Source organism: Isoptericola sp. NPDC055881 (assembly GCF_053615895.1).
The window spans coordinates 91,452-104,209 of record NZ_JBSHCR010000007.1; the positions used below are offsets into that span (position 1 = coordinate 91,452).

11 protein-coding genes and 1 tRNA gene are annotated in these 12,758 nt (G+C 72.6%); 8 read left to right on the plus strand and 4 right to left on the minus strand.

What is annotated here, in order from left to right; genetic code table 11:
• Positions 1 to 178 precede the first annotated feature (178 nt).
• Positions 179 to 262, minus strand: a tRNA-Leu gene (locus tag ACWGKI_RS03985).
• Positions 263 to 524: 262 nt separating this feature from the next.
• Here ACWGKI_RS03985 and ACWGKI_RS03990 point away from each other — a divergent pair.
• Genes ACWGKI_RS03990 through pknB form a run of 7 tightly spaced genes read left to right on the plus strand, consistent with a single transcriptional unit; the run spans position 525 to position 9,805 of the window.
• A complete protein-coding gene (locus ACWGKI_RS03990) occupies positions 525 to 1,244 on the plus strand; it encodes an FhaA domain-containing protein (protein ID WP_380240728.1) in 720 nt (239 codons plus the stop codon).
• A 10-nt stretch (positions 1,245 to 1,254) separates the two neighbouring features.
• Positions 1,255 to 1,761: an FHA domain-containing protein FhaB/FipA gene (locus tag ACWGKI_RS03995; RefSeq protein ID WP_452184875.1), complete on the plus strand. Its 507-nt coding sequence runs from the start codon at positions 1,255 to 1,257 to the stop codon at positions 1,759 to 1,761.
• 7 nt (positions 1,762 to 1,768) lie between these two features.
• Positions 1,769 to 3,139, plus strand: coding sequence for a Stp1/IreP family PP2C-type Ser/Thr phosphatase (locus ACWGKI_RS04000; protein ID WP_452184877.1), 1,371 nt, complete (start codon positions 1,769 to 1,771; stop codon positions 3,137 to 3,139).
• Positions 3,136 to 4,680: an FtsW/RodA/SpoVE family cell cycle protein gene (locus ACWGKI_RS04005; protein WP_380240721.1), complete on the plus strand. Its 1,545-nt coding sequence runs from the start codon at positions 3,136 to 3,138 to the stop codon at positions 4,678 to 4,680. The genes ACWGKI_RS04000 and ACWGKI_RS04005 overlap by 4 nt, the downstream gene beginning before the upstream one ends.
• On the plus strand, positions 4,677 to 6,140 hold the full coding sequence (locus tag ACWGKI_RS04010) for a peptidoglycan D,D-transpeptidase FtsI family protein (protein ID WP_452184879.1): 1,464 nt from the start codon (positions 4,677 to 4,679) through the stop codon (positions 6,138 to 6,140). Before ACWGKI_RS04005 ends, ACWGKI_RS04010 begins: the two co-directional genes overlap by 4 nt.
• Entirely contained in the window at positions 6,137 to 7,768 is a 1,632-nt protein-coding gene (locus ACWGKI_RS04015) for a serine/threonine-protein kinase (protein WP_452184881.1), read from the plus strand. The genes ACWGKI_RS04010 and ACWGKI_RS04015 overlap by 4 nt, the downstream gene beginning before the upstream one ends.
• The gene (pknB, locus tag ACWGKI_RS04020) at positions 7,769 to 9,805 is read left to right on the plus strand and encodes a Stk1 family PASTA domain-containing Ser/Thr kinase (protein WP_452184883.1); all 2,037 of its coding nucleotides are present in this window, start codon (positions 7,769 to 7,771) and stop codon (positions 9,803 to 9,805) included.
• Between the two features lie 46 nt (positions 9,806 to 9,851).
• On the opposite strand, the gene ACWGKI_RS04025 is transcribed toward pknB, so the two are convergent.
• Complete coding sequence (locus ACWGKI_RS04025; RefSeq protein ID WP_380240712.1) at positions 9,852 to 10,532, minus strand: aminodeoxychorismate/anthranilate synthase component II; 681 nt, start codon at positions 10,530 to 10,532, stop codon at positions 9,852 to 9,854.
• Positions 10,533 to 10,620: 88 nt separating this feature from the next.
• Positions 10,621 to 11,352, minus strand: coding sequence for a DUF881 domain-containing protein (locus ACWGKI_RS04030; RefSeq protein WP_452184885.1), 732 nt, complete (start codon positions 11,350 to 11,352; stop codon positions 10,621 to 10,623).
• Positions 11,353 to 11,484: 132 nt separating this feature from the next.
• On the opposite strand from ACWGKI_RS04030, the gene ACWGKI_RS04035 reads away from it, so the two are divergent.
• Entirely contained in the window at positions 11,485 to 11,751 is a 267-nt protein-coding gene (locus ACWGKI_RS04035) for a cell division protein CrgA (protein WP_452184887.1), read from the plus strand.
• A gap of 69 nt (positions 11,752 to 11,820) precedes the next feature.
• Here ACWGKI_RS04035 and ACWGKI_RS04040 read toward each other — a convergent pair whose 3' ends face one another.
• Entirely contained in the window at positions 11,821 to 12,507 is a 687-nt protein-coding gene (locus ACWGKI_RS04040; protein WP_452184889.1) for a rhomboid family intramembrane serine protease, read from the minus strand.
• Positions 12,508 to 12,758: the final 251 nt, after the last annotated feature.

Consider the following 12,758-nt stretch of genomic DNA (forward strand, 5'->3'; position numbering starts at 1 on the left):
CCGCAACGGCTCCCGCGGCCCTCACGACGCGGCTTCACCAGGTCCGACAGCGGAGTCAGGCTCGCGCCGGCGCCCACAGCCGGATCACACCTCCCGGAACGCAGAAAGTCCCGGCCAGGAGAACCTGACCGGGACTTTCCGAAGGTGTTTCGACCCTGAAGCCGAAACCCTCCTCACGTGCGCGAGGGGGGAGTTGAACCCCCACGCCCTTTCGGGCACACGGACCTGAACCGTGCGCGTCTGCCTATTCCGCCACTCGCGCGTGCCGCAGAACATTAACACGGCGCAGGGGGTAGCCCCCAATCGCCTCCAGCCCGTGCGGACGCGCCCCGGCGAGGGTCGGTTCCCGCGCAGGTCGGCGGCAGGTCAGGAGAGCGCGTCGTCACCTCGCCGTGACCTGCTGGTCGCGGTTCTGCGCCGAGCGTTCGCAGGAAATCCACACCGCGCGGAGGAGTGGTGCTGCGGCCCTGCCTACGATCTAGATAGTCTGCCCGCGAACGAGTGGGCCGACGGGAGGAGGTGGCATGGGCGCCCTGGAGCGCTTCGAGAAGAGCGTCGAGCGCGTGATGAACAACGCGTTCGCGAAGGTGGGACGCAACAGCGAGATCAAGCCGGTCGAGCTGGCGAGCCGGCTGCGGCGCGAGGTCGACGACCGCGCCGCCGTCGTCGGGCGCGACCGCACGGTCGTCCCGAACGAGTTCACGATCGAGCTGTCGACCGCGGACTTCTCCCAGATCGACGCCTGGGGTGCGGAGACGATGGCCGACGAGCTCGCCACGAACCTCACCGAGTACGCGGCGTCGCAGCACTACGCCTTCGTGGGCCCGGTCAGCGTCTCCTTCGAGGAGCACGAGGACATCTCCGCCGGACGTTTCGAGCTCCGCTCGGCCACCGTGCGCGGCAACGTCGCGCCGGCCACGTCGGCCGCGCCGTCCACGCGCCACCCCCTCATCGACATCGACGGGCAGCGGTACCTGCTCACCGGCCCCGTCACGGTCATCGGCCGCGACGCCGAGGCCGACATCGTCGTCGACGACCCGGGCGTCTCGCGCCGCCACCTGGAGATCCGGGTGACTCCGGACGGCGTCGTCGCGACCGACCTCGGCTCCACCAACGGCCTGTTCGTCGAGGGCCACCAGGTGCCTGCGGCCACCCTGCTCGACGGCAACACCCTGACCATCGGCCGTACCCGCATCATGTTCTGGACCGGCAGCGCCTCCGGCCAGCAGACCGAAGGCTGGTGATCCCCCCAGGATGAGTGAGCTGACGATCACCCTGCTGCGGCTGGGCTACCTGGTGCTGCTCTGGGTGTTCGTGCTCTCCGCGATCGCGGTGCTGCGCCGCGACCTGGCACCCCGGGGCGCCCCGCGCGCTTCCCGTGCGGACCGGCGACGCACGGACCCGGCCCCGGCCGCCCCCGCCGCGACACCCGCCGGCGCGGCCGCGGCTCCCGCGCCCCCGCGCCGTTCCGGCCCCACGCGCCTGGTCGTCACGACCGGCCCGCTGACCGGCACCACGCTCCCGTTGTCGTCCGCGTCGATCCTCATCGGCCGGGCTCCGGGCTGCACCCTCGTGCTCGACGACGACTACTCGTCGTCGCGGCACGCCCGCATCTTCCCGCAGGGCGACCAGTGGTACGTGGAGGACCTCGGATCGACGAACGGCACCTTCATCGGGGACACCCAGGTGTCGGGGCCGCAGCCGCTGGCGCCGGGCGTCGGCGTGCGGATCGGCCAGTCCGTCGTCGAGCTCCAGGGGTGACTGCTCCGTGACCCTCACCCTGCGCTACGCCGCACGGTCCGACGTCGGCCTCGTGCGCTCCAACAACCAGGACTCCGCGTACGCCGGACCGCACCTCCTCGCCGTCGCCGACGGCATGGGCGGGCACGCGGGCGGCGACGTGGCGTCGCGGCTGGCCATCGCCGCGCTCGCGCCCCTCGACAGCACCGAGCACGGGCCCGAAGAGGCCCTGACCGACCTCGAGCACACGGTCGAGCGCGCACGCCAGGACCTGGTGCGCGCCAGCGACGCCGACCCCGAGCTGGTCGGCATGGGCACCACCGTCACGGCCCTGCTGCACACCGGCACCACGCTGGTCATGGCCCACCTCGGCGACTCGCGCGCGTACCTGCTGCGCGACGGCCGCCTCACCCAGGTCACGGTGGACCACACGTTCGTGCAGCACCTCGTCGACACCGGCCGCATCTCGCCGGAGGAGGCGGAGCACCACCCGCAGCGCAACGTCGTCATGCGGGTGCTCGGCGACTTCGACGTCGACCTCACGCCCGACATGTCCGTCCGGGAGGCGCGCGCCGGCGACCGGTGGCTGCTCTGCTCCGACGGCCTGTCCGGCTTCGTCACGCCCGAGCAGATCACCGAGGTGCTCGCCGAGACGCCCTCGCCCGACGACGCCGCCGACCTGCTGATCACGCTGTCCATGACGGCCGGCAGCACCGACAACATCACGGTGATCGTCGCCGACGTCGTGGACGACGACGCGTCGACCACCCAGGAGTCCGTCGCTGCCGTGCCGGTCGAGGGCGTCACCGTCCCGCAGGTGGTGGGCGCGGCCGCGACCGGCGAGCTCCCCGACGTCCTCACGACCCCGGCGGAGACCTCCGAGAGCGCGCCCGCGGCCACCGACCCGGACGACGACGAGGACGACGAGGACCCCGACGACGAGGCCGACGACACCGACGCCCGCCCGCGCCGCCGCCGACGCCCGTGGCTCACCGCCCTCGTGGTGCTCGTCGTCCTCGGCGGCGTCGGGTACGGCCTGTGGTGGGCGTACGGGTGGACGCAGCAGCAGTACTACGTCGGGGTCGCCGACGGCGAGGTCGCCGTCTACCAGGGCATCCCGGCCAGCGCCGGCCCCATCACGCTGTCCACCGCGGTGGAGCTCACCGGCACCCCCGTCTCCGACCTGCCGGACTACTGGACCGAGCGGCTCGACGGCTCCATCCGCGCCTCCTCGGAGGCCGAGGCACGCGAGCGCGCGGACCGGCTCATCGCCGAGGCTGCACCCGAACCGACGCCGTCCCCCACCCCGACGCCGTCGCCGACACCGAAGGCCACGCCGTCCAGCACGCCCAGCCCCAAGGCCACGGCCACGAAGGCCGGCGGGGGGTCGAAGGGGTGAGCGCCGCCGCCGTCGAGACTCCCGCCGCTCGCACCGTCGAGCCGACGGAGCGCCGCCCCGCACGCCTGGCTGAGCTGTTCCTGCTGATCCTCGCCCTCACGGCCGGCATCACGGCCTTCGCCATGGTCGGCCGCAGCGTCACCGGCTCCCTGCCGACCGAGTTCTGGCCGGTCAGCATCCTGCTGGTCGTCGTCGCGCTCGCCGGGCACGTCGTCCTGCGGCTGCGCGCCCCGTGGGCGGACCAGGTGATCCTGCCCGCCGTCGTGCTGCTCAACGGGCTCGGCCTCGCGATGATCCTGCGGCTCGAGCTCGCAGGCATGGCCGGCGCGAACGCCTGGGCACAGATGATGTACACGGTGCTCGGCGCCGTCATCGCGATCCTGCTCATCTGGTTCCTGCGCGACCACCGCTGGATCCGCCGCCTCACCTACACGGCGATGCTGGTAGGCCTGGCGCTGGTCCTGATGCCGCTCCTGCCCGGCATCGGCACCGAGATCAACGGCGCGCGCATCTGGGTCAACATCGCCGGGTTCTCGCTGCAGCCCGCCGAGTTCGCCAAGATCGCGTTCGCGATCTTCTTCGCCGGCTACCTGGTGACGAACCGCGACACCCTCGCCCTCGCGGGAAAGAAGGTGCTCGGCCTCCAGCTGCCCCGCATCCGCGACCTCGGCCCCATCATCATCGTGTGGGCCGCGTCCCTGGCGGTCCTCGTGCTGGAGCGCGACCTCGGCACGTCCCTGCTGTTCTTCGGCCTGTTCGTCGCGATGCTGTACCTCGCCACCGAGCGGTTCAGCTGGGTGCTCATCGGCCTCGTGCTGTTCGCCGCCGGCGCCGTCCTCGCGACGAGCGTGTTCTCGCACGTGGCCGCGCGCATGGAGGTGTGGCTGCACCCGTTCGACGCCGAGCTGTACTCGTCGGGCGCGTCGTACCAGATCGTCCAGGGCACGTTCGCGATGGCGGCCGGCGGCCTGTTCGGCACCGGCTGGGGCGAGGGGTACCCCTACAAGGTCCCGTACGCCTTCTCCGACTTCATCTACTCGTCGCTGGGCGAGGAGCTGGGCCTCACCGGCCTGCTCGCGATCCTCATGGCGTACCTGCTCATCGTGCAGCGCGGCCTGCGGACCGCGGTCGCCGTGCGCGACGGCTTCGGCAAGCTGCTCGCCGGCGGTCTCGCGTTCGTCATGGCGCTGCAGCTGTTCGTCGTCGTCGGCGGCATCACGCGCATCATCCCGCTCACGGGTCTGACGCTGCCGTTCATGGCGCAGGGCGGGTCCTCGCTGCTGGCCAACTGGATCGTCATCGCGCTGCTGCTACGCATCTCGGACAACGCCCGTCGCCCGTCCGCGCTGCCCGTGCGCGGCACGGTCGCGCAGGGCGCTGCGATGCACGACCCGATCGTCGTCGGCGCCTACGACGAGTCCAGGTCGGGCACCGGCACCCCGGCGGGCGGCACCCCGGTGCGGCGGTCCGTCACCGGCTCCGACCACCCGACAGAGGCGCTCGAGCCTTTCCGCGACACCCGAGAAGGTGAGCAGCAGTGAACACGACCCTGCGCCGGCTGGCGGGCGTCGTCATGGTCATGTTCCTGGCGCTCATGGTGTCGACCACGTGGATCCAGTTCTTCCACGCCGACGAGCTGAACAACGACACCCGCAACGTCCGGTCGATCTACGCCGAGTACGGGCGCGCCCGCGGCCCGATCGTCGTGGGCGGCGAGGCGGTGGCCCTGTCCAAGCCGGTCGACGACGAGTTCGGCTACCAGCGGCAGTACCCCAGCGGAAAGCTCTACGCGCCGCTGACGGGCTTCTTCTCGCTGGCCAACGGGACCACGGGCATCGAGCACGCCGAGAACGACTACCTCAACGGGCAGGCCGACGCGCTGTGGGTGGACCGCCTGCAGAACCTGCTCACCGGTCGTGACCCCGAGGGCTCGTCCGTGGAGCTCACCATCGACCCGAAGGCGCAGAAGGCCGCGTGGGACGCGCTCGGCGACCAGCGGGGCGCCGTCGTCGCCCTCGACCCGAAGACCGGCGCCATCCTCGCGCTGGTGTCGAAGCCGTCGTTCGACCCCAACGACCTCGCGACCCACTCGACCAAGAAGGCCAGCGAGGCCTACACGGACCTGCTCAACGCCGACGACGACCCGCTGATCAGCCGCGCCACGGCCGACGTCTACCCCCCGGGCTCGACGTTCAAGCTGGTCACGACCGCCGCCGCGCTCGAGAGCGGCGACTACACGCCGTCGACGGTCATCCCGGCACCCTCCGCGTACACGCTCACGGGCACCAGCACGCAGGTCGGCAACTTCGCGGGCACGTCGTGCGCGTCCGCGGGGGAGATGACGCTGGCCGACGCGCTGCGGATCTCCTGCAACACCGCGTTCCTCGGCCTCGGCGGCAAGCTCGGCGCCCAGGCGATGGACGAGCAGGCCGAGAAGTTCGGGTTCGGCAAGAAGTACGAGGTGCCGTTCTCGACCGCTGCGAGCCAGTACGACCCCGACCCGGACGCGATGAACACCGCTCAGGTGGAGCTGTCCGGCATCGGGCAGGGCAGCGTCGTCTCCACGCCGCTGCAGGTCGCGATGACCACCGCGGCCATCGCGAACGGCGGCGAGGTCATGCAGCCGTTCTCGGTCGACACGGTGCGCGACCCGCAGCTCGAGGTGGTCCGCGAGACCTCGCCGCAGAGCCTCGGCCGCGCGGTCTCGGAGAAGACGGCGTCGGAGCTCACCGACATGATGAAGAGCGTCGTGGAGTCCGGCTCCGGCACCGCCGCCCAGATCTCCGGCGTGACCGTCGCCGGCAAGACGGGCACCGCCCAGCACGGCGACAACTCGGAGCCGCCGCACGTGTGGTTCACCGGCTTCGCGCCGGCGGAGGACCCGCAGGTCGCGGTCGCGGTCGTCGTCGAGAACGGCGGCGACCTCGGCTCGCACGCCACCGGCGGCTCCGTCTCCGCGCCCATCGCCAAGGCCGTCATGGAAGCGGTGCTGAACGGATGAGGCCGAGCACGGGGCTCGCGCTGGGCGAGCGGTACCGCCTCACGCGCCAGATCGCGGTGGGCGGCATGGGCGAGGTCTGGGTGGCCGACGACGGCTACCTGGGGCGCGAGGTCGCGGTCAAGGTGCTCCGGGAGGAGTACACGGGCAACGAGGACTTCCTGCGCCGCCTGCGGACGGAGGCGCGCAACAGCGCGGCCCTGTCGCACCCGAACATCGCCCAGATGTACGACTACGGCGAGCAGGACGGCGCGGGCTACCTCGTCATGGAGCTCGTGCTCGGCGAGCCGCTGGCCGACCTCCTGGAGCGCGAGCCCGTCGTCGCGCCGCGCAAGCTGCTGCCGATCCTCGCCGCCACCGCCCGGGGCCTGCACCACGCGCACCTGGCGAAGGTCGTGCACCGCGACGTCAAGCCCGGCAACATCCTGCTGGAGCACGGCGGCAGCGTGAAGATCACCGACTTCGGCGTCTCCCTAGCCGCCAACCAGGCCCCGATGACCGCCACCGGCATGGTCATGGGGACCGCGCAGTACCTGTCGCCGGAGCAGGCGGTGGGGCAGCCGGCGACGGCGGCCTCGGACGTCTATGCGCTCGGGGTCGTCGCGTACGAGGCCACGGCGGGCAAGCGCCCCTTCACCGGCTCGACGCCGGTCGACATCGCGGTGGCGCACGTCAACGCGCCCGTGCCGCCCCTGCCCACGCACGTGCATCCCGGGCTCGCGGACGTCATCGGCCGCATGCTCGAGAAGGACCCGTCGCGCCGACCCGAGTCCGCCGCCGCGCTCGCGAGCGAGCTCGAGGCGCTCGCCCGCGAGATCGCGGAGGACCCGCTGGGCGCGCGGTCCCGGTCGGCCCGTCGCGTCGCCGCCGCGGCGCGGCAGAGCGCGCGCCCGCCGCGTGCCGTCCCCGCGCACGCCGCCCCGACGCCGCGACCCTCCACCCCGCCGTCCACCGCGATGCCCGTGACCTGGGCGTCCGTCGGGTCGGCCGACGACGCGCGCCACGCCGCGGACGGAGCGACGATGCCGGAGGCGCGGGCGGAGGCCGATGCGGCCGTCGCCCCGACCGCGCCCTCGTCCGACGACGTCGCGCGCGCGTTCCCGTCGCGCCGGGACGTGCGCGCCGGCTCGCACGACCCCCGCCGACCCGCGGTCCGCAAGGCGCCGACCGCCCCGGCCACGACCCGCACCCGCGCGGGGGCGTCCCGGCCGGACCCGGAGGCGAAGCCCGCCACGCGCCGCACCTCGACGTCCACCGGCCAGCGTTTCGGCCCCCTCGGACGGCTCTCGTGGCCGCTCCTCGCGCTGCTCGGCCTGCTGGTGGTGCTGCTGCTCGCCACGCTGGTGCAGGCGATGGCCGCCGGCGCCGACGACCAGGCCGCGGCGGCGGTCCTCCTCGGTCCGGCCCTCACCCTCACCGGCGGCCGGCTCGCACCACTCACCACCCGCCCGACGGCACGGCGTGCGACGCGGCGCACCGTGCAGGGCACGAACCAGGGCACGCCGTGCGTACCGCGCGACACGTCGCCGTGCCCGACGACCGTTCGCGCGGGCGTCCGTCCCAACTCTGGGATGATGCTCCGAGACACGCCGCGCGCCGCGCGCGCGGCCATGACCAAGAAGGACGACTGAGTGGTGGACAAGACGCCCCGGGTACTCGCGGGCCGGTACGAGGTCGGTGAGCTCATCGGCCGCGGCGGCATGGCTGAGGTACACATCGGGCACGACACGCGCCTCGGTCGCACCGTCGCGATCAAGGTGCTGCGCTCCGACCTCGCGCGCGACCCGTCGTTCCTGGCCCGGTTCCGCCGCGAGGCGCAGTCCGCGGCCGCCCTGAACCACCCCGCCATCGTCGCCGTGTACGACACGGGCGAGGACACGCACACGGACACGCAGGGCGCGTCCGTGCCCATCCCGTTCATCGTCATGGAGTACGTCGAGGGCCACACGGTCCGCGACATCCTGCAGGACGGCGCGGCGGTGCCCATCGAGGAGGCCATCGAGATCACGGCGGGCGTGCTGAGCGCGCTCGAGTACTCGCACCAGGCCGGGATCGTGCACCGCGACATCAAGCCGGCCAACGTGATGATCACGCCCACCGGCGCGGTCAAGGTGATGGACTTCGGCATCGCCCGCGCCATGGCGGACTCCGCCGCGACGATGACGCAGACCCATGCCGTCATCGGCACCGCGCAGTACCTGTCGCCCGAGCAGGCCCGCGGCGAGACCGTCGACGCCCGCAGCGACCTGTACTCCACCGGCTGCCTCCTGTTCGAGCTCCTCACCGGCCGTCCCCCGTTCATCGGGGACTCCCCGGTGGCGGTGGCCTACCAGCACGTCGGGCAGGCGCCGCAGCGTCCGAGCGAGCTCGCGTCGGACGTGCCGGAGGTCCTCGACCGCATCACGCTCAAGTCGCTCGCCAAGGACCGCGACGACCGGTACTCGACGGCCGCCGAGTTCCGCGCGGACCTCGAGACGGCGCTGCGCGGCGGGGACGTCACGGCGCCGCTGCTGGGCGCCGCCGCGGCCGGTGCCGCCGCGACCCAGGTCATGGGTCAGGGCGGTGCCACCCAGGTGATGGACCCGGCCGGGGCCTCTCCGTGGGGCGCGACGGCGGTGCAGACCCCGCCGGGCGGCGTCCCGCCGCAGGAGGAGGAGAAGAAGAGCCGCAAGGGGCTCATGTGGACGCTGATCGCGATCGGCGCCATCGCCCTGGCCACGATCATCACCCTGATCATCGTCAACTCCGCCGGCGAGGACACCGTCACAGTCCCGTCGCTGAGCAAGACGATCACCCCCGCCGAGGCCGAGGACCAGATCACCAAGGCCGGCCTCGTCTACCGGCAGGAGATGGACACCGACTCCACGGAGCCGGAGAACACCTTCCTCGGCCAGGACCCGCAGGGCGGCACGGAGGCGGACCGGGGCAGCACCGTCACCGTCACGTTCTCCGCCGGGCCGGACACCGTCGCCGTCCCCGAGCTCTCCGGGCTCACGCAGTCCGAGGCCGAGCAGAAGCTCTCCGACGCGAAGCTCAAGCTCGGCGACGTCTCGCAGGCCAACAGCGCCACGGTCGAGAAGGACCTCGTCATCAGCTCCGACCCGGGCGAGGGCAAGGCGGCGAGCGAGGGCGACACGGTCGACATCGTCGTCTCCACCGGTCAGGTCGACCTGCCGAACCTCGTGGGGATGTCGGAGAAGGACGCCAAGAAGAAGATCAGCGAGCTCAAGCTCAGCTCGTCCAGCACCACCGAGGAGAGCGACGAGACGCCCGGCACCGTCATCCGGCAGAGCCCGAACGCCGGCCCGGTCACCCAGGGCAGCGACGTCGCCATCGTCATCGCCAAGAAGAAGGCGCCGGACATGACGACGGTGCCCGACGTCGTGGGCAAGGGCGCGGAGGAGGCCCAGACCCTGATGGGCGACTCCCAGCTCACGCCGGACACGACCTTCGCGCCCTCGGACGACGTTCCCGTGGGCTTCGTGATCTCCCAGGAGAAGCCGGCGGGCACTGAGGTGGAGGTCGGGTCCCACGTGGGCATCGTGGTCTCGACCGGCCCGGAGGCCGGGTCCACCCCGACCGACGAGCCGACACCCACGGACACCTCGACGGACGGCGGGGACGACGGCGCGCTGCCCGGCCTCGACCTGGGCGGCGACGACTCCTGAACCACCGGCTCTGACCCGGCGCCGGCCGTGCCGACCGGCGCCGGGCTCAGCCTGCCGTGTGGACCAGCGGCGCCATGCCGTGCGAGCGCTCCACCGCGCCGGCGTCGCCGCACACCGTGAGCCAGTTGGCGAGCAGGCGGTGGCCGCCCTCGGTCAGCACCGACTCCGGGTGGAACTGGACGCCGTGCAGCGGCAGGTCGCGGTGCTGCAGGCCCATGACGACGCCGCTCTCCGTCGCGCCGGTCACCTCGAGCTCGGCAGGCACGGTCTCGGGGAGCACCGCGAGCGAGTGGTAGCGCGTGGCCGTGAACGGGGACGCGAGACCGTCCAGGACGCCCTCGCCGTCGTGCTCCACCAGGCTGGTCTTGCCGTGCATCAGCTCCGGCGCGTGCGCGACGGTGGCGCCGTACACCTCGGCGAGGGCCTGATGGCCCAGGCAGACGCCGAGCATGGGGGTGCGCGACCTGGCGCAGGCCCGGATCACGTCCTCGGACGCGCCGGCCTCCTTCGGCGTGCCGGGCCCGGGGGAGACGAGCACGCCGTCGAACCGCTCGCCGTCCGCGTCCCGGAAGACGCCGTCGGCGTCCGGCTCGGGCACGGCGTCGTTGCGCACGACGACGGTGCGCGCCCCGAGCTGGTCGAGGTAGCCGACGATCGTGTAGACGAACGAGTCGTAGTTGTCGACCACGAGGATGCGCGGTGCGGCGGGGGTGGCGGGAACGGTCATGGCAGAGGGCTCGTCTCGACGGGGGCGGCGGGGGAGGACGCGGGGGCGTGGCGCGTGCGCCATCGCCGGCCCGGGTGCCCGACGCCGGTCACGAGAACACGTCCGTCCCGGCGGGGACCTTGGCGAACTTCATCTCCGAGCTGCCGGTGTAGGCGGGCAGGTCCAGGTCGTCCGACTGCTTGACGGACCAGCCGAGGGCGACCCAGTCGACGTACTGCTTGTAGATGGCGACGCCCGGGTCGGCGTCGAGCGACGCGCGGAGCGCCGTCGGGTCCCCGACGGCCTCGATGACGTACGGCGGGGAGAACACCTTGCCGTGCAGCAGCAGGATGTTGCCGGAGCAGCGGAACGCCGACGTCGCGGTGACGCGCTCGCCCTGCAGGGTCATGGCCTCGGCACCGCCCGCCCACAGGGCGTTGATGACGTGCTGGACGTCCTGCTGGTGCACGACGAGGTCGTCCGGGCGGGCGCCGCTGATGGACTGGCTGGACGCCGGAGCGTCGTCGAGCGCCACGCGCACCCCCGGTCCGCCCACCGGCAGCGCGCCCGTCACGACGGACTCGTCGGCGGCGAGGGCGGCGCTGCGCGTGGGCAGGTCCGCGTTCGCCTTCTTGCCGAGGTCGTCGATCTCGGCCTCGAGCTCGTTCATCCGGTCGGTGAGGTCGGAGACCCGGTCCGACTCCGTCGTGACGAGCTCTGCGAGGTCCTGCGGCTCGCGGCCGTCCTTGCCGTCCGCGAGCTGCGCGCTGGCGGTGAACATGAGCCCGGACGCGGCGAGGACGCACGCGACGGTCGCGCTCGCGCGCAGTCGTCGGTTCATCGCAGTACACCTCAGTCCCGGGCTGTCCTTCTTAAGCCTGCTGACGACTACGCTAGTCGACAGAATCACCGGCGGTGTCAGGCATCCGGCCTACGACCGCCGGACCCGCCCGTCCGGACAGGAGCCCACCCCGTGCCCGAGTCGAAGTCCCGCAAGAAGAAGAGCGCGCCGGTCGAGCAGACCGCGACCGCGACCCCGAAGGCCAAGGCGCAGGGCAACCCGCCGTGGCTGGTGCCGACGATGCTCACCCTCATGATCGTCGGCCTGGCGTGGATCGTCCTGTACTACCTGACGGCACCCGGGCTCGGCCTGCCGATCCCCGCGCTCGAGGGCTGGAACCTCGCCGTCGGCTTCGTGCTGATCATCGCGGGCTTCGGCCTCACCACGCGCTGGCGCTGACGACCTCGGGCTGACGACTTCCACAGGTGTAGTTCGTTCCACACCTGTGGACAACCCTGTGGGCGAAGCTCAGAGCATCCCCACCGAGGCGTACTTCCACAGGGTCGCGGCGACGAGGACGACGGCGACCCCGGCGGGCAGCAGCCACGCCACGAGCGCCTGCCGCTCGCGTGGCGCGAAGGCGAACCCCGCGCCGACCGCCAGCCCGACGGCGAGGCCGCCGAGGTGCGCCTGCCAGGCGATGCCGCCCACGAAGAACGGGATCGCCATGTTGATGGCGATGAGCGCGACGATCTGACCTGCGCTGCGCCCGGTGCGGCGCAGCACGGGGATGATCGCGCCGAACAGCCCGAACACGGCGCCGGAGGCCCCGACGACCGCGGTGTTCCAGCCGCCGCCGATGGTGGGGCTGGCGAGCAGCAGGTAGCCGACGGATCCCGCCACGGCGGAGAGCACGTAGAGCGCGATGAAGCGCCCGCGCCCGAACGCCTGCTCGAGGAACGGGCCGGTGAGCCACAGCGCGTACATGTTGAACAGGATGTGCAGCGGGCTGGTGGAGTGCAGGAACGCCGCGGTGAGGAAGCGCCACGGTTCGTCGAGGCCGACGGAGGGGGCGAACGCCCAGCGCTGGGTCCAGTCACCACCGGTGACGAGCTGCAGCACCCAGCTCACCACGCAGAGGGCCACGATCGTCAGGGTGACGACGGGCCGCCCGCCGCGCACGGTGCCGCCGAAGATCGTGCGGGTGCTCGGCACGGCCCGCGCGGCCCGGTTCACGCAGTCGACGCACTGGATCCCGACGGCGGCAGGCCGCTGGCACTCGGGGCAGGTCGGCCGTCCACAGCGCTGGCAGCGCACGTAGGAGACCCGGTCAGGGTGTCGCGGGCACACCGGAGGCGCCCCGGCGGGCTGTGCGGGCTGCGGTGCGGGTGGCGGTGTCGAGATGGCTCGGCCCTCCGGGGATCTGTTGTGAGCGGGCGTCTGGCCCGCTTCCGACGACGGAAGCG

Bases quoted from the DNA above. Each gene is read 5' to 3' on its own strand.
- ACWGKI_RS04025 (WP_380240712.1), bottom strand. From the start codon at position 10,532: ATGACCGTTCCCGCCACCCCCGCCGCACCGCGCATCCTCGTGGTCGAC.
- ACWGKI_RS03990 (WP_380240728.1), top strand. From the start codon at position 525: ATGGGCGCCCTGGAGCGCTTCGAGAAGAGCGTCGAGCGCGTGATGAAC.
- ACWGKI_RS04030 (WP_452184885.1), bottom strand. From the start codon at position 11,352: ATGAACCGACGACTGCGCGCGAGCGCGACCGTCGCGTGCGTCCTCGCC.
- ACWGKI_RS04015 (WP_452184881.1), top strand. From the start codon at position 6,137: ATGAGGCCGAGCACGGGGCTCGCGCTGGGCGAGCGGTACCGCCTCACG.
- ACWGKI_RS03995 (WP_452184875.1), top strand. From the start codon at position 1,255: ATGAGTGAGCTGACGATCACCCTGCTGCGGCTGGGCTACCTGGTGCTG.